This window comes from Corallococcus sp. CA041A (assembly GCF_003612075.1).
In the GTDB taxonomy this organism is placed as follows: Bacteria; Myxococcota; Myxococcia; order Myxococcales; family Myxococcaceae; genus Corallococcus; species Corallococcus exiguus.
Window position 1 is genome coordinate 1 of sequence record NZ_RAWF01000007.1, and the last position, 19,543, is coordinate 19,543.

Here is a 19,543-nt window from a genome sequence, read left to right on the forward strand (position 1 = left end):
CCGCCCAGAACCGGTGTCTGGTATTGGCCGCGAACACCGGCCGGTTTTCACAGACATCCACGCCAATGAACTCCTGCTCCCGGCCTGGCGTGAACACCGCCACGCGCCCCCTGTGCCCCAGCAGCGTCACGTCCCCCTGCACCGCCCAGCGCAGCGTCGGGTCCAGCGCGCCGCGCATCACCGTGCGCCCGTCCTCGCGCCGGTACGCGCCGTCCGCGTGGTAGACGAAGCGCACCACTCCGTCCTCCGCGCTCGCGTGCACCATCACGCCGCGGGTCGTGAACGTCCGCTTCGCCGTCACCTGCCCGCGCACCGCCGACACCGGAGTAGCCGCCACCGTCGCGTGCGGCTGACACGTGGGACACGCGGCCCGCGCGTGCTCCAGGCCACACGACGCGCACACCGTGAAGCGAAGTCCCTCCAGCACCGGCAGCGGGAACGCGCCGCGCCGGTCCTCCACGAACACCTGGTGGAACAGGTGCAGCAGGTCATCCGGCAGCGCGACCCGAGGCAGCGCGGGCTTGGGGTACTGCACGTCCGGATGGAACACCGTGACGCGCTGGAGCATCCGTCCCACCGCGTTCAGCCGAGCCGCCTGCGCCTTCGGCTTGTGGATGCCGCCCTGCGGCCCCACGCACAGGAGCGACTGCATCACGGTGACGGCGAAGGCATACCAATCGCTCTCCACCGTCGCCGGCCGCGCGGGCGTCAGCGTCCTCGCGCTCGCGTCCAGCCTCAGCGGGTCCAAGAACTTCTCAGTGAACACCGGGCACAGGTAGGGACCGAACTGGAAGCTGTCCGCGTCGATGAAGTACGCGTCCGTGCCCACCGTCAGCACGTTCAAGTCATTGAAGTCCCCCACCACCACACTCGCCGAGTGCACCGCCGCCAGCACCCGGTGCAGCCCCGCCAGCACCGTCACCGCGTCCGCGGCCTTGCCTCCCGCGCGCCGGAACGAGGGCTCGCTCCACCGGCGCAGCGACTCCACGCCGTCCAGCTTGCGCATCGCATAGCCCAGCACCTCCGCGCCCTTCTTGTCCGTGGCCAGGGCCTGCGGCGTCACCACTCGCGCAGGAAGGCCCGAGGGAAACGCGCGCAGCTTGCGCTGGTGCTCCACGAGCCGGGCCTTCGCCGCGGCCTGCTCGGGCAACAGGCCCAGGTAGTCCGGGTGCTGGGGCTGCTTGAAGACCTTGAGCGCGCGGCCATCGCCCAGGTCATACACATCCGCCTCGCCGCCCTTGCCCAGCGCCTGCTGCGGATCCAACCGGACCTTCTTTCCCTCCAGCCAGACGTCCATGGCCTCACGCCCTCCCCATCCGGCGGCGCAGCACCACCAGCGTGGTGTCGTCCGTCAGCAACCCCGGCGTGCGCAGCAGGCGCCGCTCCGCGAAGTCCGCGCGCACCGACTCGCGATTGAGCTGAGCCAGCCGCCGTCGCACCGCGTCCGGGTTCGTGAAGTACCGGTCCTCCGTCCAGAAGCGCGACAGCGGGCCCACCGCTTCATCGCGCTCCGGCAGCCGCGCCTGCGACAGGTCCAGCAGGTCCCCCACCCCGTCCGTGCCCACCAGCAGCGCGTGCACGTCCTCCGTGGGCATCAGAGCCCGGCGCTCCAGCCGCACGTCCTCCCCGCGCAGCAGCGCATACGCGAGATACGGCGGCGCGTTGCCCGGGAACGGCCCCAGCGCGTGCACCTCGCCGTTGAGCATCCACACCCCGTCCCCCGACGAGAAGACGAGCGTGTGAGCCGGCGTCATCACCGCCCCCACCAGCGTGAAGAGCAGGTCCCCCAGCACGTCCCGCCCCAGCGTGGATGCCAGGCCCTCCATCAGCTCCAGCAGGTCCGCGCGCAGCCCAGTCAGGAAGTCCGCGCCGTCCACAGTCTCACCCCGCGCCAGCCTCGCATGCGCCGCGTGCGCCAGCCGCCGCACGCCCAGCTGCGCCCCCAACTCGCTGCACGGCTGGCTGCCACACCCGTCCGCCACCACCACCACCAGCCCGTGCTCGCTCTCCCGGACGCAGGCGGCGTCCTGGTTGTTGCGCCCCGAGCGCGCGTGCTCCCGCCCCTGCACCGAACCCACCGCGACATCGAAGGGCAGCGTGGACATGGCTCTCCCGTGGCCCTCGAAAAGGGCTCGCACGACCCGGAACCTGATGGCGAGTGGACGGCCCCACGCCGTCCGACTTCGTGTATCTACAACACCAACATAGTGTCCATGTGACACTAAGTCAAGGCGACGTGGGACAACCTGTCAGCGGGCGCCGATGGGTGTGGCGGGAGGTGGGGGTGTTCAGAGCTCGAAGTTGAAGCCGGCCTTCTCGAGCTGTTTGTACTTCTTGTGGTCGAACCGGTAGAGGCGCGCGGCGCGGTGGGAGACGTCCTGCTCCACCTCGTCCAGTTCCTCCAGCAGGTCCATGGCGAGGATCTTCTTGCGGAAGTTGCGCTTGTCGAGCTCGCGCTCCAGCACCGTCTCGTACAGCCGCTGGAGCTGCGACAGCGTGAACTTGGGCGGCAGCAGTTCAAACCCGATGGGCTGGTAGCGCACCTTGCCCTTGAGCCGCTGCAGCGCGGTGGACAGCACGTCCGCGTGGTCGAACGCGAGCTTCGGCGTGTCCCAGACGGAGAACCACGCCGCTTCACGCGCGTCGGTGGACGCCTGGAGGTGGTGCTGGGACAGCTTCACCAGCGCGAAGTACGCCACGGTGATGACGCGGCCCCGGGGGTCGCGGTCCGGAGAACCGAACGTGTAGAGCTGCTCCAGGTGGCTGGTGCGCAGGCCCGCTTCTTCCTCCAGCTCACGGCGCGCGGCGTCCTCCAGGGACTCGTCCATGCGCACGAAGCCGCCGGGCAGCGCCCACCGGCCCTGGTACGGCTCCACGCCGCGCTGGATGAGCAGCACCTTGAGGTCCTCTTCGTCCAACCCGAAGACGACGCAGTCCACCGTCACCGCAGGGCGCGGGTACTCATAGGTGTGGCTCACGGGGAAACCCTCCGGCCAGCATCGTGTCCAGAGGACACGGTGCCGGCAAGCGCCTTCATGCGCTCATCGGAGGGTGCGGCGGGCTAGACGGCGACGAGCCGCCCCAGGCGACGCCAGTCGACCAGGTTGACGTTCTCCTCCGCCAGGTCGAACTCCAGCGAGCGGCGCATGCCCAGCACGTCGCCGCCCATCTGGAAGGGCACCTCGCGGTCGAAGTCCATCCGCAGGCGCTCCACGAAGAAGTCGTGCATGCGCGGCATGGGGTGCTCGCCGCGCCACAGGCGGAACATGTTGCGCGTGGCCTCCATCACTCCCGCGCCGTACACGCGCACGGACAGCCGGTGCGGCACCGCCTGCGCGAACGGGAACGCCTTGAAGCCGAAGCCCCACTCCGGCGTCGTCGCCGCGCCCGCCACGCCCGCGGGGCCCTGGTACAAGAGCTGCCCCTCGCCGGCGTTGGGCAGCGGCCGCACCGCGCCCGTCGCGTCGATGGTCAGCGCGGGCGCGCCCAGGTTGTAGACGGAGACGTTCGGGTTGCCCTCGCCGAACAGATGGCGAGGCACCGTGCGCGTGAACATGGCGCCCAGGTAGCCGCGCAGGCCGGCCTGCGACTTCTTCAGCGGACCGGCCGCGGCGAGCTGGTTCTTGAAGTCCTGAATCATCTCCGCGTCCCAGCCCGTGCCCGCGAAGGGCGCCACCCGGCCCTCCACCCGCACCAGGGAGAAGGGACGCAGGGGAGGCAGGCGCTCGCCGTACGCGGCGATCTGCTTCAGGGCCACATGAGGACGCGGCGCCCCGGTGACGCGGGCCCAGGCGTTGCCCGTCCCCAGCGGCAGCACGCCAATGGCCGGCAGGGCCACACCCTGGGAGCGCAGCTCGTTGAGCAGGCCCGTGATGGTGCCGTCGCCTCCGCCCGCGAGCAGCAGGCTGGGCGGGTCGTGCCGGAGCTGGTCCACCCACTCCCGGGCTTCCTCCAGGGAACGGGTCAGGGCCACCCGGGCCCGGGGGAGCAGGTCTCTGACGAGCCCGCCCATCCCTTCGGTCCCTTTACGCGCACGCAGATTGACGAGGACGGCGATGTTCATGGCGGGCGCGACTCTTCCCCAGTTCATGTCATGGCCCCGTCACGAAAAGAGCCCCGGCATGGGGACTCCCCCGGAAACATGGGCATCACACCCCCAGGGCGTGGGCCAGCCGTGCTTCCAGGTGCCGCTCGGCCGCACGCCGGCGCAGCGTCACCGCCGCGGCGGCCAGCCCTCCGGCCACCAACAGACGACGTAGCCATTGTTTTCCGGTGCCGTGGTAACCGCCCGAGGCCGTGTCCCCCTCCTCCATGGGCTGGAAGAGGTTGCCGGGGGTAGGGCGCTGCCGCTCGTCCTTGAAGTGCAGCGCGTCCGTGCCGGCCCGCATGGTGCGCTCGTACGTGCGAGGGAACAGGCCGTGCATCGCCGCGAAGCTCTTCCCCGCGGGGCCGACAATCACCTCGTCCTGGGGGTGGCGCAGCACGCGGAGGATGGTGCGGGCCACGCGCTCCGGCGTGTAGACGGGCTCCACGGGGCGGATGCGCCAGCCGGTGTAGTTGGCGGTGTGGCGCCACAGGGGCGTGTCGATGGCGGCGGGCATCACCGTGCACACGTCGATGCCCGTGCCCAGCAGCTCCTGGCGCAGCGACGCGGAGAAGCCGCGCACCGCGAACTTGGAGGCCACGTAGGCGCTCAGGTACGGCGCGGGCACGGTGCCAAAGGTGGAGGACACGTTGACGAGCGTCCCGTAGCCCTGGCGACGGAACCGGGCCAGCGCCGCGCGCGCGCCGCTCACCGTGCCGAAGAAGTTGGTCTCCATGAGCTGGCGGAACGCCTCGTCCGGCGTCTCCTCCAGGCTGCCCAGCATGTAGACGCCCGCGTTGTTCACCCAGCCATCGAAGTGGCCGAAGGCCTCCACCGCGGCCTCCGCCAGCTTCCGCACGGCCTCCGCGTCCGCCACGTCCGTGGGGACCACCAGCGCCTGGACACCGTGGGACTCGCACTCGGCCGCCAGCTCCTCCAGGGGGTCCTCCCGGCGCGCGGCGAGCACCACGTGGGCACCCTTCTTCGCCAGGAGCAGCGCGGTGGCCCGGCCAATGCCGCTGGAGGCGCCCGTGATGACGATGACCTTCTTCTTCCAGATGCGATCCATGGAGTGGGGTCCTTGTTGGCGGGCCCGCCGGCTCTGGACGGCCCGAGCATTCGAAAGGGTTCGTGGACGGAAAGGTGGGGATGACGCCCGGCGTCGCACCCGGGACACAGGTGACTCACCCGGAGGGCAACCAGCGAGGCAGGGGGCCCGGAATCCGGACGGGGGTCCACGTGCGGGACCGGGAGGCAGGCTCCGGGGTCGCTGGCCTGGAGGGTGGACAGTCCGGTAGAGGACGGAACGCGGCCTGCATCGCCGGTCCGGCCATCCCTTCCACACCCACGTGACCATGCCCTTCCGTCCGAAGCCGTCCGCCTTCGCGCTGCTTTTGTGCCTGCTGTGCGCCGCCGCCTCGGGGGCCGCGCCCCACCGGCTGGTGGTCTCCAGCGGCGACTGCCGGGACGCCGAGCTGAGCGGCCAGTCCAAGGCGTTCTACGACGCCCTCCGCGCCCGCCCCGAACAGCACCTGCTGAGCGCGCCCGAGTTCGCCGAGCGCCTCTTCCCCGACTCCTCGCGCTCCTTCGAGGACCTCCAGCGCCAGTTGGACGCCGCGCAGGACCAGTTCTACGAGGGCCGCAACGCCCGCGCGACCCAGCTCCTGGACGATGCCCTGCGCGACATCCGCCGCCTGCCGCCGGGCGAGCCGCGCTGGAAGCTCTTCGCCCACGCGCAGCTGCTGCACGGGCTCAACCACCGGGCGATGGGGAAGACGAAGGACAGCGACGCGGCCTTCCTCCAGGTGCTGCGCCTCCAGCCGAAGTACCAGCTGGACCCAGACCAGTACGCCCCCTCCATCCGGCAGGCCTTCGAGAAGCTGCGCCGCGACCTGGCCAGGACGCCGAAGGTGAAGCTGTCCCTGAAGTCCACGCTGCCCGCGGCGGACGTGTACCTGGAGGGCCTGAGCGTGGGGCAGACGCCGCTCACGCTGGAGCTGCCCGCGGGCGCGTACGAGCTGACGATGGTGAAGGGGGACGCGGTGAGCTTCCCCCGGCAGGTGCAGGCGCAGGGGGCGGACACGCCGCTGCTGGTGGACCTGGCCTACGAGGGGTCCGTGACGGCCGCGCCCTTCCCGTGCCTCGCCGCCGCGGACGGCAACGAGGAGCGCACCTGGAGCCACGCGGTGCGCCTGGGCGGCACGCTGGGCGTGGAGGAGGTCATCGTCGTGCGGCTGGAGCGCCCGAGCAGCGGGCCCAAGTGGTTCGCCGCCACGGTGCTCAACGTCGACGGCGGGCAGAAGCTGCGCGAGGGCGGCTTCAAGACACAGGGCCTGGACGCGCCCGGTGAGGCCCTCTCCGCGCTGGTGGACTTCGTCACCACCGGACGCTCGCCCTCCAACCTCGTGGTGATGAACAACGCCAACGGCAAGGCGCCCTGGGACGCGGGCGGCGCGCGGGGCACGGCCAGCGCCTCCGGCACGGGCGCGGACCTCACCGCGCCCAACCTGCTGTCGGAGGACGTCTCCAGCGACGCCGCCCCCAGCACGGGCCTGCGCACGGCGTCGTACGTGACGGTGGGCGCGGGCGTGGCGGCTTTGGGTGGCGCGGGCGTGGTGCGGCTGCTGGCCCAGAAGGACCTGAACGGCCTGGAGGACCGCCGCGCGGCCAATGGCGGCCAGTTGGTGAGCACGGATGCGCGGGCCGTCGCGCTGCGCGACTCTCTGGTGGGCAAGAGCCACGTCATGACGGGGCTGCTCGTGGGCGGCGGCGCGGCAGTCGTCACCGGGGCGGTGCTCTTCCTCGTGTCCTCCCCCGCGAAGCCAGCGCCCGTGACGCTGGGTGTGACGGCGGACGAGACGGGCGCGGCGGCGAGCGTGTCCGGAACGTTCTGAGCGGACGGTCCCGGCCGGAGGTTCCTGGATGGGAAGCGCCGGGCGCGTAGAGTCGCGCCACATGCGCGCTTCCCTCCTGCTGTTGCTGCTCACGGCGAGCACCGCCCTCGCCGCACCCCGGACGTTCCGCGTCGACTACTTCCACACCGGCAACGCCACCGAGGAGCGCTTCAGCCTGGAGCGGCTGGTGGTGGAGCCCCTGCCCTGGCCGGGCCACCCGGCGCGGGCCATCGACGAGACGAACCTGGGCAAGTACCTCTTCGAGGTGCGGGACCGGAAGACGAACCGGCTGCTGTTCTCGCGCGGCTTCGCCTCCATCTTCGGCGAGTGGGAGCTGACGGACGAAGCGAAGCAGGCCCACCGCACCTTCAGTGAGTCGCTGCGCTTCCCCGCGCCGGACAGCCCCGTCCAGGTCATCCTGAAGAAGCGCGACGCGCAGAACGCCTTCCGCGAAATCTGGTCGCTGGTGGTGGATCCGAAGGACCCCTTCGTGGATCCGTCCTCGCCGCCCGCGCCGGGCCCGCTGCTGAAGCTGCTGGAGAACGGGCCGCCGCAGGACAAGGTGGACTTCCTCATCATGGGGGATGGCTACACGGAGGCGGAGCGCGCCAAGTTCGAGAAGGACGCTCGCAAGCTGGTGGACATCCTCTTCAGCTATTCCCCCTTCAAGGAGCGCAAGGCGGACTTCAACGTCTGGGGGCTGATGCCCAAGGCGGCCGAGTCCGGCATCTCCCGGCCCTCCACCGGCGTCCACCGCCGCCCGCCCCTGGGCTCCACCTACGACGCCTTTGGCGCCGAGCGTTACATCCTCACCTTCGACAACGCCGCGCTGCGTGACACCGCCGCCTTCGCGCCCTACGAGTTCGTGGAGATCCTCTCCAACGGCAACACCTACGGCGGCGGAGGCATCTACGGCCTCTTCAGCACCGTGGCCGCTGACAGCCTCTGGGCCCCCTACGTCTTCGTCCACGAGTTCGGCCACCACTTCGCGGGGCTGGCGGACGAGTACTACACGTCCGCCCCCGTCTACGGCTCCGCGCCCTCGGAGCGGGTGGAGCCCTGGGAGAAGAACGTCACCGCGCTCCACGACCCCGCCCAGCTCAAGTGGAAGGACCTGGTGGCGCCGGGGACCCCGCTGCCCACGCCCTGGAATCAGCCCGCCTATGACGCGCACGCCCTGCAGGTGCAGCAACGCCGGCAGAAGATTCGTTCAGAGCGCAAACCCGAGTCGGAGATGGACGCGCTGTTCGTGGCGCAGCGGGACTGGGAGGAGAAATTCCTGGGCACGCAGAAGCTCTCCGGGAAGGTGGGCGCCTTCGAGGGCGCGCACTACGAGGCGAAGGGCTACTTCCGGCCGCAGATGGACTGCATGATGTTCACCCGGGACCGGGTGCCCTTCTGCGCGGTGTGCCAGCGCGGCATCACCGAGGTCATCGACCTGTACGCGGGTCCAACGTCCACCCCTGCACGAAAGAGTCCCTGACTTCCTTCGATTCCCAGGCCCCTGGGCGTCCTTTCGGGTGACAGGGACGTGGCAGGTGGTTGGGCAAATGGACGCCCCTCTGTTTTCGGGTGTAAGGGGGACCGCACCTGCAATCTGGACACCCCTGGAGGCATTCACATGCTGAAGCAGAGCTTGAAGCGGAGCTGGCTGCCGGCGCTCGTGACCACCGTGTTCGTCACGGTCGGCACGGGTTGCGGCGACGAGTGTGTCGATCAGTTCGACTGTCGTGACAAGGGCGCGCCGCCCGCGGGTCAGGCGTACACCTGCGTGGAGAACAAGTGCGAGCTGCGCACGCTGAACATTCCTCCGGAAGAGGACGCGGGCACGGAGACGGACGCCGGCACCACGACGGACGCGGGCACCGACGCGGGCACTGAGACGGACGCCGGCACCACGACGGACGGCGGCACGGGTGGCCCCCAGGCGTGCACCCCGGCCTGCGCCCTGACCGATTCCTGCGACATCGCGACGAACACCTGCACGCCCTCCAGCGTCACCACGCCTCCGGCGGATACGAGCGCGCAGATCGCCGCGTTCATCGCGGCCCCGGCGGGCGCACTGACCACGCCGCAGATCGTGAGCGGCGCGTTCGTGACCTTCGTCAAGCCCGCGGTGACGGGCAGCGCGGCCACGGAGGCCTCCGGCTTCTTCCTGCAGGCCGAGGCCAACGGCCCGGCGATGTTCGTGCGCGACTCCGCGTCCACCACGGCGGTCGCCGTGGGTGACCGCGTGACGCTGAACGTCACGGAGAAGGAGATCATCAGCGGTCTCAACGTGGCGAAGACCGTCACGGACCTGACCGTGGTGAGCAAGAACCACGGCGTGTGGAACCTGAGCACGGCGACGCCCCCGGGCCTGAAGGTGGACGCGAACGCCGTCAGCTCCTTCGAGGACGCGGGCACGACCGGCGTCTACGAGAGCCGTCTGGTCACCGTGTCCGGCAAGCTGGAGGCGGGCGCTGGCAGCGGCGCGGCCTTCACCGCCTTCCCGCTGATCACCACGGGAGAGCCGTCCCCCAGCCCCCTGCGCCTGCGCGTGCCCACCACCCTGTCCACGGACCTGGACCTGGTCTCGGGCTGCGACGTGACCGTGCCCACCGGCGTCGTCTGGCGCTTCACCGCCCAGCCGCAGGTGTCCGTGTTCGCGCCGGAGCAGCTCACCATCACCGCCTGCCCCGCGCCGAAGCTCACCGAGGCGCGCCCGCTGAGCGGCACGGAAGTGCGGCTGACGTTCGACCGGAAGCTCGACGCGGCCAGCGTGGAGGCGGCGGACTTCGGCATCACGCCGACCGTGGCCGTCTCCGCTGCGACGACGACGGGCAACCAGGTCTCGCTGACCACCGGGGACCTGACGGGTGGCACGCAGTACACGGTGACCGTGAACGGCGAGGTGAAGGACCTGGCCGGCAAGGCCCTGGACGCGGCCGCCAAGACCGCGACGTTCACCGGCCTGACGCCTCCTCCGACGGGCCCGTCGCTGGTCATCAATGAGATCGACTACGACAACGTGGGCACCGACACCGCGGAGTTCGTCGAGATCTACAACCGCGGCACCGAGGCGGCGGACCTGACCAACGTCAAGCTGGTGTTCGTCAACGGCGACTCCACCGCCAACCCGCGCGTGGAGTACCTGAAGTTCAACCTGGCTGACACCAAGGACGCGGCTGGCACCGCGGTGACGTCGCTGCCCGCGGGCGGCTACATCGTCGCGGCGCCCGAGCCGTACTTCACCACGGCGAACCTGCCGGCGGGCACGCTGCGGCTGATCATCAAGACGACCTCCGGCGCGAACACCGACATCATCCAGAACGGCAGCGGTGACGGCGTGGGCCTGGTTGACGACGCGGCGGGCACGCTCCTCGACAGCGTGTTCTACGAGCCGGGCGCCCAGAACCCCACGTTCACCATCACCACGGCCGCGGGTGCCAAGTCCCTGAACTTCGAGGAGGGCACGCGCACCTCCGCCTCGGACTCGAACTCCGCCGTGGGCTCCCTGCAGCGGACCCCGAACGGCAACGACACGAACAACAACAACGCGGACTTCGCGTTCGTGACCACCCCGACGCCGGGCGCTCCGACGCCGTAGTCGCCGCGTCTGACACATTGCAGTAACCCAGGGCCGCGTTCCCCCACCGGGGAGCGCGGCCCTTCTTCTTGGATGACGGGGGGATGTGCGACTCTTGGGAGCATGGGGATGCACCGCCCGTCATCGCGATGGGCCGTGGTCCCTTTCCGGTGTCTGGACCGGATGGCTTCCATGTCCCTCCCTCGCATCGTCGCGCCCCTGCTCGCCCTGCTGCTCACCGCGTGTCCCAGCTCCACGCCTCCGACGCCGGTCGAGCCTCCCGACAGCGGAGTAAAAGCCGACGGCGGCGCGTCCGACGGTGGCGGCGAGCAGGTCGACGGCGGCGAGCAGGTCGACGGCGGCGAGCAGGTCGACGGCGGCGAGTCTGTCGATGGAGGTGGGCCTGGCGACGCGGGTGAGCCCGACGATGCCGGCGCCTCCGGCGATGGCGGCTCGTCAGGTGACGCCGGTGTGCTGAACGATGGCGGCTCGTCGGGTGACGGCGGCTCGACTTCCGATGGCGGCTCGACTTCCGATGGCGGCGATGCGGGAGTGCCAGATGCAGGCATTCCGGCGCTCACGGTGACCTCCCTGGGGCTCGGGGACGGACGCGTGGGGCAGCCCTACGCCATGACGCTCACCGCCTCTGGCGGGCGGGCACCGCTCACCTGGAGCTTCACCGGCACGCTGGCCGCGGGGCTCACGCTCTCCACGGACGGCGCCCTGTCCGGCACGCCCACCGCCGCGGGCTCGACGCTCTTCACCGCCACCGTGCGCGACGCGGAGGGCCAGACCGCGTCCGCGCGGCTGATCGTGATGGTGCAGCCGCCCCTCTCCCTGTTCACCGTGGGCCACTGGAACCTGGAGTGGTTCGGCGCGCCCAACCAGGGCCCGGCCAACTCCACCTCCGACGGCGGCGTGACCGACGACCTCCAGGTCGCGGGGGCGACGAGTGTCATTCGCGACGCGGAGGCCCACGTCTGGGGCCTGGTGGAGATGGTGGACACCGTGGACTTCAACACGCTCCTGTCGGGGCTGCCCGGCAGCTACCGCGGCTTCCTCGCCAACAACACCACCTACGTCCTCAGCGGCACGTCGACGTACTCCGCGGGCGAGCAGAAGCCCGGCATCGTCTACGACAGCTCGCTCACCTACCGCAGCGCCCAGATCATCCTCACCGCGCAAGCCGCCGACTTCGGCGGACGCCCGCCGCTGCGCGTGGACTTCACCACCCGCATCCATGGCGAGGACGCGCCGCTGGTCGTCATCGTCACGCACATGAAGGCCTTCGAGGACATGACGTCCTACGGCCAGCGCCAGCGCTCCTCGACCGCCCTCAAGAGCTACCTGGACCAGTGGCTGCCCGAGGCGCGCGTGCTCGTCATCGGCGACTGGAACGATGACCTGGACCACTCCATCTCCACGCAGAACGGCGTCGCGCTGCCCACGCCCTACGCGAACTTCCTGGACGACCCCACGCACTACACCTTCCTCACGAAGGTGCTGACCGACGCCACCATCCGCACCACCACGGAATACAACGACGTCATCGACCACACGCTCGTCACCGACGAGGTCGCCGTGGACGCGGTGCCCGGTGGCGTCCAGGTGCTCCGGCCCGACGCGACCATTCCGGACTACGCCCGCACCGTCAGCGACCACTACCCCGTCATCACCCGCTACGACCTGAGCGGCGTTCCCGGTCCGCGCGTGCGGGTCACCGCGCCCCTGGACGGCACGTTCGTCGTGGGCACCCCGCTGACGTTGACGTGGCGCTCGGCGGGCGTGAGCACCGTGCGCATCGAGGCCACCTACGACAGCGGCGACCAGTGGTTCGTCGTGGCCCCCTCCGTGAGCGCGAGCGCGGGCACCTTCACGTGGACCGTGCCGGACGAGGAGAGCGACCTGGTGCGCGTGCGCGTGGTGGACACGGCCAACGCGTCGCGCTTCGACATGACCCCCGGCCGCATCTGGTTCACGCGCACGGCGCCCCGCGTGATCATCAACGAGCTGCTCGCCAACGAGCCCGCGCTCCCCGGCGGCACCGCGCACGAGTTCGTGGAGCTCTACAACACGGGCTCCGCCCCGCTGGACCTGTCCGGCTGGAGCCTGTGGGACGCACTGAGCACGCGGCACGTCTTCGCCCCGGGCACGGTGCTTCAGCCAGGACGACCCCTGGTCGTCTTCGGTGGGTCCGCGGGCTTCCCGGCCGGCACGCCCGACGCCGTCGCGGCCTCCAGCGGGACGCTGAGCCTCAACAACACGTCGGACACCGTGCAGCTCAAGCGCCAGGATGGCGGCGTCGTGGACAGCGTCGATTACTTCAGCACCGTGGACGCGGTGTCCATCAACCGCTCCCCGGACCTGTCGCCGGACGCGGGCTTCGTGCTGCACACCACGCTGACGCCCGGGCTGCAGTCCTCACCGGGCCGGCGCGCGGACGGAGGCGCGTTCTAGTCAGCGCAGCGGCGGGGCCTGGGGGTCGGGCCCGGGCTCCGGCTCCGCGGGCACCGCCTCCACGTCCCGGGCGATCCACTCCTGGCCATGGTCCTCGTAGGTGACGCGGATCTCATCGCCCTCGGACATGTCGTGCAGCTGCACGTTCTCGTCGTCGCGCTTGAGCCGCGTGGCCTCGTCCACGAAGACCTCCTGCTCCTGGCCCTGGCCGTCCACGAAGAGCAGCTCGTCGTCGCCCACCCAGGACACGCGGCCCGCGGCCCAGCCCATGGGCCGGGGCTGCTGACCGGAGCCGCCCGTTCCCTCTGGAGCCGGAGCGGGGGCCGATTCGCCCTTCACCTCCGAGCCCGCGGTCTTCAGCGCCTTGGGGTCCACGGTCTCCTTGGAGGCCATCAGCCCGCGCAGCACCTCCGAACGTCCCTCGCGGTGCTTCGCGGAAGGGCCGTCTTGCCCCGGCTCGCCGCCGTGGCACGCCGACAGCCCCCCGAGTCCCACCAGGCCCAGCATCAGCAGGCCCGCCGTCCCGCGCATTCTCCGCATTGGCCACGTCCTCCCGTGTCGTGCGAAGGAGCCCGCTTCCCGACGGAGTCCCGTCCATGGCGCGCGAGCCCGCTCTCCCCCGGTAAAGATGGGGACACCCTGCCCCGCCGGGAACCACGACCGTGTGGGGCTGGGCCTGGCTGCCTGGAACTCTCTCCTTCCTGTCCGGAGGGCGGGCGGGCATGCGCTACCTCGCGCCCTGGCCCAGGGCCTTCCGGAAGCAGCGCCTATGCGGCCAGGAGCCAGTCGCGCACCGCGAGGAAGCGGGCCGTGGGTGCCGCGGCCCTGCGCCACGCGACATAGAGCGTTCCCCGAGGCTTCCGTGCGGAGCGTCGGCCCAGCTCCGGCGTGAGCGTCACGACCCGCTTCTCGCGCACTGCGGGCGCCACCAGGTAGTCGGGCAACACCGCCAGCCCCACGCCCGCCTCCACCAGGGCCAGCATCTCGTCCAGGTTCGCGACGCGGCACACCACCTGCGCCGGCAGGGGTTCTTTCGGTCCGAAGGTGGCGCGCCACCACGGCGCCAGCATGGCCAGGTCCGCATCGAAGGCGATGAAGCGGTGCGCACCGAAGTCGCGTGCCCCGCGCGGTGTTCCCCAACGCTTCAGGTACGAAGGCGCGCCCACGGCGACGAACTCCTCCTGGGCCACCGGTCGGACCTCCAGCCCCGGAGCGTCCGGCAACAGTCCGACGATGCCCAGGTCCAACGCGCCGTCCAGCAACAGCCGTGACACGCGGCTGGGCACGTCGAAGCGCACATCCAGCCGCAGCTCCGGGTGTCGCGCCAGCAGGCCCGGCATACGGGGCCGGAGCCAGTACCGGAAGAAGGGCCAGGGACCGCCCAGGGACACCTCGCCACGCACCGCGCGCTGGGCCTCGGAGGCCGCCTCCAACGCCGCGTCCACCGCGGGCAGGTGCTCGCCCAGCCTCGCGACGAGGGCGGCGCCCGCCGGAGTGAGCCGGGCCCGGCGCCCCACCCGTTCGAACAGCGCCACGCCCACGTGCCGCTCCAGGGCCTTGAGCTGCTGACCCACGGCGGAGGCGGTGATGCCCAGGCGCGTGGCGGCGGCCGCGTGCGTGCCCGCCCGGCTGACCTCCCACAGCGTCCAGAGCGCTTCGTGATTGCCAAGCATCGCTTCAGTTTATGTGAAGAGGCTCTCGGTTTTCTTGGGGAGAGCGGGGACGTATTTCATCGCCCATCGCCCCACGGACTGGGGCTCGAAGGAGGACGTTCCATGGAAGCGCTCACCGCCGTGAAGGTGCTGCTCATCGTCACCAGCCACTCGCAGTTCGGGAACACCGGGGAGAAGACGGGCTTCTGGTTGGAGGAGCTCGCCGCGCCGTACGAGCAGTTCACCAAGGCCGGGGCCCAGGTGGACATCGCGTCGCCGCTGGGCGGCAAGGCGCCCGTGGATCCTCGCAGCGAGAAGGAGCAGACGGAGGACACGCGCGCCTTCCTCGCGGACGCCGAGGCGACGAAGAAGCTGGCGAACACGAAGGTGCTCGCCCAGGTGAAGGACACCTACGACGCGTACTTCGTGGTGGGCGGGCACGGCGTGATGTGGGACCTGGCGCAGCACGTGCCGGCGCACCAGCTGCTGTCCGCGGGCTACGCGCGGGGCGCGGTGGTGGCGGCGGTCTGCCACGGCCCGGCGGCGCTGGTGGGCGTGAAGGGACCGGACGGCAAGCCGCTGGTGGCGGGCAAGCGCGTGGCGGCCTTCAGCAACGCGGAGGAGCAGGCGGCGAAGTTCGACGCCATCGTCCCCTTCCCGCTGGAGACCCGGATGCGCGAGCTGGGCGCGCGCTACGAGTCCGGCCCGCTGTGGAAGAGCTTCACGGTGCGCGACGGGCGGCTCGTCACGGGGCAGAACCCGGCGTCCTCCGCCGCCACCGCGCAGGAGGTCCTGAAGGTCCTGGCCGAGAAGAAGCAGGCCCCGGCCCCCAAGGGCTGAAGCCCGCTGCCGTCAGCCGAACTGGAAGCCGGAGATGCGCGTCCCCATCATGGAGCCGGACCAGGCGGTGGTGCCCCGGTCCGCACCGGCGGCACCGGCGACGACCATCAGGGGGAGCAGGTGCTCCTCGCGAGGATGGGCGAGCCGCGCATAGGGGGCCTGCATCCACTGCGTGAGCTTCGCGTCACGCTCGTCCGCGGGAGAGGTGGCGGCGTCCTGCACCCACGCGTCGAACTTCGCGGAGACCTCGTGCGCGCGAGGGTCTCCGAAGGCGCGCAGGTTGTGGAACGTCATCCCGCTGCCGATGATGAACACGCCCTCGTCGCGGAGCGGCGCGAGCGCCCGGCCCATGGACAGGTGCTCCGCCGGGTCCAGCCCCTGCTTCAGCGAGAGTTGGACGCAGGGGATGTCCGCCTCCGGGTACGTCAGCTTCAGCGGGATGAAGGTGCCGTGGTCGTAGCCGCGCGCCGGGTCCTCCGACGTGGCGAAGCCCGCCGTGGAGAGCAATTCGCGCACGCGCGCCGCGAGCCGTGGGTTGCCCGGCGCCGGCCAGGGGATGCGGTACGACTCCGGCGGGAACCCGTAATAGTCATACAGGATGGGTGGCGCGGCGGACGTCATCACCGTGGCCACGGGCTCCTCCCAGTGGGCGGAGATGACGAGCAGCGCCTTGGGTGGCGCCGCGAGCTGCTGGCCCACCTGGCGCAGGTAGGTCGCGAGCGCCTGGAGCTCCGCTTTCGGAAGGCCCATCTCCACGAAGGGCCAGGGGCCACCGCCGTGCGGGATGAAGACGACGGGCAGGCGCGAGGAGGGATTGGACGGGTCGGTCGGCATGGGGCCTCTCGGTGCCATTCAACTCCACGGGTGGACCGGCGCGCCAACGCACTCCGGGTGGACCCCTGCGTCCGATTGAGACACGACGTCTTCTGCTATGAACCCGCGCTGGGGAACGGATGGGTGGTCCCGTCGCGAAGGGGGTTGCATGAAGAGCATCATCGGTTGGGCGCTCGCCGCGTTCGGCGTCTTTGGCATTGGCCTGGAGCTCGACAAGCTGATCCAGGGCACCGCGGAACACACGATCGCGGGGTTCATCCTCGGCGCCGTCTTCATCCTCGGAGGCCTGGCGCTCGTCCGCTCCTCGCGGCGCGCGAAGCTGCCGCCCGAATTGAGGGATGCGCCCGTCGCGGTGCGGCCCTCGCTGGACTCCCGCGACGTCGAGCGCGCCGTGCTCACCTGCGCGAAGGAGCACGGGGGCCGCGTCACCATCGCCGAGGTGGCGGCGAGCAGTCAGCTCTCGTTCACCGAAGCCAAGGAGGTGCTCGAAGGCTTGTCCCGCGCGGGCGCCTGCACCGTGGACGTCACGGAGAACGGTGCGTTCATCTACGAGTTCAGCGGCTTGATGCCGCGCGAAACGGCTCCCGCGGCGCTCAAGTCCTGAGGCCCATGCCCGCCGAATAGCGCGAGGAACTGCCGCTCCCGCTCAGACTTCCTCGTGAGCTGTCCGCGCACCAGGCGCGTGACCCGGTGGGTGCGCTCTGCTTCGGCTACCAGTCCGCTGAACACCTGCACTGCGGCAACGTCATTCGACTTCCGCATCTACGACCCGGACTCGCCTGCCTTCGACGGCTCCTGGCAGCCTGATGACCTCGAAGAGGTGCGGCCGCCGCGCCTACCGCCCCAGCTTGAGGGTCACGGTCGCGGAGTCCTCCACCGTCCCCTTCAGCGTGAAGCGCAGCTCCCAGACGCCGGGCATGAAGAGGTCCGCGTCGGAGACCTCGAAGGTCCCAGGGTCTCGCGCGGTGACGCGGGGGACCTCTGAGATGCCGTGGTTCATCGCGGGCATCCAGGGCTGGACGGACAGCACGACACCGGGCACCGGCTTTCCCGACGCGGCGTCGGTGATCCGCACCTGGAACGCCTGAACGCCTCTTCGGAGCGGTGTCATCGAAGAGAGGACCTCGACTCGGAGTCGACCGGATGCGCTGGCCACTGTCCCCACGGAGGAGGCCGCGCTCACCTGTCCCGCGTCTGGAGTGGCGGAGGGCGTCGCGCCCAGCAACAGCGTTCCCATCAGCAGTGCCTTCATCATCCTTGCCGTGTAGCGGAAGAGGCGGGCCTGCGTTCTGCGACAAGGTGTCGCATCGCACATGCGGTCTGGATGAGAGAGGGTGCGCCATCATGTCCGCCCTTTCGTCCTCTTCCGCGCAGCCCCGTTCGTGGGTGTTCGTGGTGCTGGGAGCCGTGGGGCTGACCGTGTCCGTGCTCGCATGCGCGGCGCTCGTGATGGTGCTGGACTTCGCCTGGTCGGAGGCGCCCCCTTCGAACGCCTCGTGGGAGCTGGAGGTGCCGCCTCCTGTGTATGGGCCGCTGCCCTCGCTCACCCTTCGCGATGAGCGGGGCCAGCCGCTGGAGCCCGGGCAGCTTCAGGGACAGCTCACCCTGGTTCAATTCACGCTTGTTCCCCTCCTGCGACAGGTCCAGGAGCGTCTGGAGACCGATGGCGTCCCGCTCCAGGTCGTCATCGCGACGTCGCGCGACTCCACGGTGCTCCACCCGGATTGGCAGCCGCTGCGGGACAGCGGACGCCTCCTGTTGCTGGTGGATCAACGCCTCCAGGTCCGGGGCGTCTACGACTCAAGCCAGGCCCCATCCACCTCCGAACGCGTCATCACGGACGCGCGCTGTCTGCGCTCCTGCCCCCCTCTATGAAGCCCACATCCCTCTTCGTGCTCGCCGGTGCAGGAGTCATCGCGTTGCTGTCCGTCGCGTGGCCCCACGTTCAACGCGAACGCGCGCGCGTCGCCGCGGAGAACCTGCCCCTGTACGGGCCGCTCCCGCGCTTCGAATTGACCGCCCAGACGGGACGATCCTTCTCCGACGCCGACATGCGGGGGCATCTCTACGTCGCGGACTTCTTCTTCACCCGGTGCCCCACCGTGTGCCCGCTGCTCACGGAGAAGATGCTGCGGGTGCAGCGACAGGCCCGGGAGCAGGGATTGGATGTGCGCTTCGCCTCGTTCAGCGTGGATTCGCGCCATGACACACCGGAACGGCTGACCGCCTATGCGCGAGACCACCGCATCGACACGTCCAACTGGACGCTGTTGACGGGCCCGCTGGACCAGGTGGAGACGACGGTCCTGGAGGGCTTCCGGGTGATGATGGGCCGCGACGCCGACGCGGGCGAGGACGACTTCTTCAGCGTCTTCCACGGCGAGCACTTCGTCCTCGTGGACGCCCGGGGACAGCTTCGCGGCTACTACCGGGTCACCGAGGGAGAGGGCGGATTGGAAGCCCTGCTCCGGGACGCCGCGCTGCTGGCCCAGGCCCCGGAGTAACAACAAGGAACTCAGGAAATCCTGAGCGTCCAGTGAGTAGACTCGCGCGGCCGTCCATCCCCGACCCGGAGAACAGAGTGTCGCACCCCACGATCCGCACCATCCTCGGCGCATCCGCCCCGGACTCGCTTGACCCCTTCAGCACCGCCTTGCTGGTGATTGACTTCCAGGAAGAATACTTCAGCGGAAAGCTGCCCATTCCGGATGGGATGCGCGCCCTGAACAACGCCAGGCGACTCATCGCCTTCGCGGATCGGCACAAGCTGCCGGTCTTCCACGTGTGGCACGTGAGCCCGTCCGGCGCTCCCCTCTTCGCCCACGACAGCGCGACGGCCTTCTGCCACAAGGACCTCCAGCCGGCCGCCCACCACAAGGTCGTCAAGAAGAACCAGATCAGCGTGTTCCAGGGCACGGAGCTCCATCACGAGCTGCAGATCTCCCGAATCAAGACGCTGATCATCTCCGGCCTGATGACCCACGCCTGCGTGTCCGGCGCGGCGCGGGACGCGGTTCCCCTCGGCTACAACGTCATCGTGGCGGACGACGCCTCGGCCACCCGGGACATCGAGGCGCCCGGCGGCGGCACCATTGCGCATGATGTGCTGCACAAGTCCGCGCTGGTGACCATCGCCGACACCTTTGGCGCCGTCATGGGCACCAACGCCATCGTGAACTTGAGCGTCCGCTGACGTGAAGGAAGCAGCCGCAGT

The 19,543-nt window shown here is 70.3% G+C and carries 18 protein-coding genes and 1 pseudogene; 9 read left to right on the forward strand and 10 right to left on the reverse strand.

Going from position 1 to position 19,543, the window contains the following annotated elements; translation table 11 throughout:
• The 5 genes from D7V77_RS02080 to D7V77_RS02100 form a co-directional block, all read right to left on the reverse strand.
• The coding region (locus D7V77_RS02080) for a hypothetical protein (protein ID WP_120574595.1) at positions 1 to 1,297 on the reverse strand (1,297 nt) is incomplete at its 3' end.
• Positions 1,298 to 1,301: 4 nt separating this feature from the next.
• Positions 1,302 to 2,105, reverse strand: a complete 804-nt coding sequence (locus tag D7V77_RS02085; protein ID WP_120574596.1) for a protein phosphatase 2C domain-containing protein — start codon at positions 2,103 to 2,105, stop codon at positions 1,302 to 1,304.
• A 183-nt stretch (positions 2,106 to 2,288) separates the two neighbouring features.
• Entirely contained in the window at positions 2,289 to 2,978 is a 690-nt protein-coding gene (locus tag D7V77_RS02090) for an NUDIX domain-containing protein (protein ID WP_120574597.1), read from the reverse strand.
• An 83-nt stretch (positions 2,979 to 3,061) separates the two neighbouring features.
• Positions 3,062 to 4,063 (reverse strand): diacylglycerol kinase family protein, encoded by a 1,002-nt coding sequence (locus D7V77_RS02095; RefSeq protein WP_120574598.1) that lies wholly within the window; start codon positions 4,061 to 4,063, stop codon positions 3,062 to 3,064.
• Between the two features lie 85 nt (positions 4,064 to 4,148).
• A complete protein-coding gene (locus D7V77_RS02100; RefSeq protein ID WP_120574599.1) occupies positions 4,149 to 5,153 on the reverse strand; it encodes an SDR family oxidoreductase in 1,005 nt (334 codons plus the stop codon).
• Between the two features lie 286 nt (positions 5,154 to 5,439).
• Between D7V77_RS02100 and D7V77_RS02105 the strand changes: the two genes are divergently transcribed.
• The 4 genes from D7V77_RS02105 to D7V77_RS02120 all read left to right on the forward strand — a co-directional run bounded on the left by D7V77_RS02105 (position 5,440) and on the right by D7V77_RS02120 (position 13,003).
• Positions 5,440 to 6,978 (forward strand): PEGA domain-containing protein, encoded by a 1,539-nt coding sequence (locus D7V77_RS02105; RefSeq protein ID WP_120574600.1) that lies wholly within the window; start codon positions 5,440 to 5,442, stop codon positions 6,976 to 6,978.
• Positions 6,979 to 7,039: 61 nt separating this feature from the next.
• A complete protein-coding gene (locus D7V77_RS02110; RefSeq protein ID WP_120574601.1) occupies positions 7,040 to 8,461 on the forward strand; it encodes an IgA Peptidase M64 in 1,422 nt (473 codons plus the stop codon).
• A 138-nt stretch (positions 8,462 to 8,599) separates the two neighbouring features.
• The gene (locus D7V77_RS02115; RefSeq protein ID WP_120574602.1) at positions 8,600 to 10,567 is read left to right on the forward strand and encodes a lamin tail domain-containing protein; all 1,968 of its coding nucleotides are present in this window, start codon (positions 8,600 to 8,602) and stop codon (positions 10,565 to 10,567) included.
• Positions 10,568 to 10,738: 171 nt separating this feature from the next.
• Entirely contained in the window at positions 10,739 to 13,003 is a 2,265-nt protein-coding gene (locus tag D7V77_RS02120; protein WP_233596608.1) for a lamin tail domain-containing protein, read from the forward strand.
• On the opposite strand, the gene D7V77_RS02125 is transcribed toward D7V77_RS02120, so the two are convergent.
• Both D7V77_RS02125 and D7V77_RS02130 read right to left on the reverse strand, forming a co-directional pair.
• On the reverse strand, positions 13,004 to 13,543 hold the full coding sequence (locus D7V77_RS02125; RefSeq protein ID WP_126932874.1) for a hypothetical protein: 540 nt from the start codon (positions 13,541 to 13,543) through the stop codon (positions 13,004 to 13,006).
• A gap of 227 nt (positions 13,544 to 13,770) precedes the next feature.
• A complete protein-coding gene (locus D7V77_RS02130) occupies positions 13,771 to 14,676 on the reverse strand; it encodes a LysR family transcriptional regulator (protein ID WP_120574604.1) in 906 nt (301 codons plus the stop codon).
• 120 nt (positions 14,677 to 14,796) lie between these two features.
• On the opposite strand from D7V77_RS02130, the gene D7V77_RS02135 reads away from it, so the two are divergent.
• Positions 14,797 to 15,495 carry a type 1 glutamine amidotransferase domain-containing protein gene (locus D7V77_RS02135; RefSeq protein ID WP_346728603.1) on the forward strand — a complete coding sequence of 233 codons (699 nt, stop codon included), beginning with the start codon at positions 14,797 to 14,799 and terminating at the stop codon, positions 15,493 to 15,495.
• A gap of 12 nt (positions 15,496 to 15,507) precedes the next feature.
• Here the strand turns inward: D7V77_RS02135 and D7V77_RS02140 are convergent, their stop codons facing one another.
• Positions 15,508 to 16,329 (reverse strand): class III extradiol ring-cleavage dioxygenase, encoded by an 822-nt coding sequence (locus tag D7V77_RS02140; RefSeq protein ID WP_120574606.1) that lies wholly within the window; start codon positions 16,327 to 16,329, stop codon positions 15,508 to 15,510.
• Positions 16,330 to 16,477: 148 nt separating this feature from the next.
• Between D7V77_RS02140 and D7V77_RS02145 the strand changes: the two genes are divergently transcribed.
• Positions 16,478 to 16,933 (forward strand): hypothetical protein, encoded by a 456-nt coding sequence (locus D7V77_RS02145; RefSeq protein ID WP_120574607.1) that lies wholly within the window; start codon positions 16,478 to 16,480, stop codon positions 16,931 to 16,933.
• A gap of 47 nt (positions 16,934 to 16,980) precedes the next feature.
• Here D7V77_RS02145 and D7V77_RS44520 read toward each other — a convergent pair.
• Positions 16,981 to 17,079: pseudogene (locus tag D7V77_RS44520) on the reverse strand (NUDIX hydrolase); the annotation flags it as partial.
• An 85-nt stretch (positions 17,080 to 17,164) separates the two neighbouring features.
• Positions 17,165 to 17,584, reverse strand: coding sequence for a FixH family protein (locus D7V77_RS02155; protein ID WP_233596610.1), 420 nt, complete (start codon positions 17,582 to 17,584; stop codon positions 17,165 to 17,167).
• A gap of 89 nt (positions 17,585 to 17,673) precedes the next feature.
• On the opposite strand from D7V77_RS02155, the gene D7V77_RS02160 reads away from it, so the two are divergent.
• The 3 genes from D7V77_RS02160 to D7V77_RS02170 all read left to right on the forward strand — a co-directional run bounded on the left by D7V77_RS02160 (position 17,674) and on the right by D7V77_RS02170 (position 19,522).
• A complete protein-coding gene (locus D7V77_RS02160; RefSeq protein ID WP_120574609.1) occupies positions 17,674 to 18,204 on the forward strand; it encodes a hypothetical protein in 531 nt (176 codons plus the stop codon).
• The gene (locus D7V77_RS02165) at positions 18,201 to 18,833 is read left to right on the forward strand and encodes an SCO family protein (RefSeq protein ID WP_120574610.1); all 633 of its coding nucleotides are present in this window, start codon (positions 18,201 to 18,203) and stop codon (positions 18,831 to 18,833) included. Before D7V77_RS02160 ends, D7V77_RS02165 begins: the two co-directional genes overlap by 4 nt.
• Positions 18,834 to 18,910: 77 nt before the next feature.
• Positions 18,911 to 19,522 carry a cysteine hydrolase family protein gene (locus D7V77_RS02170; RefSeq protein ID WP_120574611.1) on the forward strand — a complete coding sequence of 204 codons (612 nt, stop codon included), beginning with the start codon at positions 18,911 to 18,913 and terminating at the stop codon, positions 19,520 to 19,522.
• The last annotated feature ends 21 nt before the right edge of the window (positions 19,523 to 19,543 follow it).

Excerpts from the sequence above, each read along its gene's own strand:
- D7V77_RS02085 (WP_120574596.1), bottom strand. The coding sequence starts at position 2,105 with ATGTCCACGCTGCCCTTCGATGTCGCGGTGGGTTCGGTGCAGGGGCGG.
- D7V77_RS02095 (WP_120574598.1), bottom strand. The coding sequence starts at position 4,063 with ATGAACATCGCCGTCCTCGTCAATCTGCGTGCGCGTAAAGGGACCGAA.
- D7V77_RS02100 (WP_120574599.1), bottom strand. The coding sequence starts at position 5,153 with ATGGATCGCATCTGGAAGAAGAAGGTCATCGTCATCACGGGCGCCTCC.
- D7V77_RS02105 (WP_120574600.1), top strand. The coding sequence starts at position 5,440 with ATGCCCTTCCGTCCGAAGCCGTCCGCCTTCGCGCTGCTTTTGTGCCTG.
- D7V77_RS02110 (WP_120574601.1), top strand. The coding sequence starts at position 7,040 with ATGCGCGCTTCCCTCCTGCTGTTGCTGCTCACGGCGAGCACCGCCCTC.
- D7V77_RS02115 (WP_120574602.1), top strand. The coding sequence starts at position 8,600 with ATGCTGAAGCAGAGCTTGAAGCGGAGCTGGCTGCCGGCGCTCGTGACC.
- D7V77_RS02120 (WP_233596608.1), top strand. The coding sequence starts at position 10,739 with ATGTCCCTCCCTCGCATCGTCGCGCCCCTGCTCGCCCTGCTGCTCACC.
- D7V77_RS02125 (WP_126932874.1), bottom strand. The coding sequence starts at position 13,543 with ATGCGGAGAATGCGCGGGACGGCGGGCCTGCTGATGCTGGGCCTGGTG.
- D7V77_RS02130 (WP_120574604.1), bottom strand. The coding sequence starts at position 14,676 with ATGCTTGGCAATCACGAAGCGCTCTGGACGCTGTGGGAGGTCAGCCGG.
- D7V77_RS02140 (WP_120574606.1), bottom strand. The coding sequence starts at position 16,329 with ATGCCGACCGACCCGTCCAATCCCTCCTCGCGCCTGCCCGTCGTCTTC.
- D7V77_RS02145 (WP_120574607.1), top strand. The coding sequence starts at position 16,478 with ATGAAGAGCATCATCGGTTGGGCGCTCGCCGCGTTCGGCGTCTTTGGC.
- D7V77_RS02155 (WP_233596610.1), bottom strand. The coding sequence starts at position 17,584 with ATGATGAAGGCACTGCTGATGGGAACGCTGTTGCTGGGCGCGACGCCC.
- D7V77_RS02160 (WP_120574609.1), top strand. The coding sequence starts at position 17,674 with ATGTCCGCCCTTTCGTCCTCTTCCGCGCAGCCCCGTTCGTGGGTGTTC.
- D7V77_RS02165 (WP_120574610.1), top strand. The coding sequence starts at position 18,201 with ATGAAGCCCACATCCCTCTTCGTGCTCGCCGGTGCAGGAGTCATCGCG.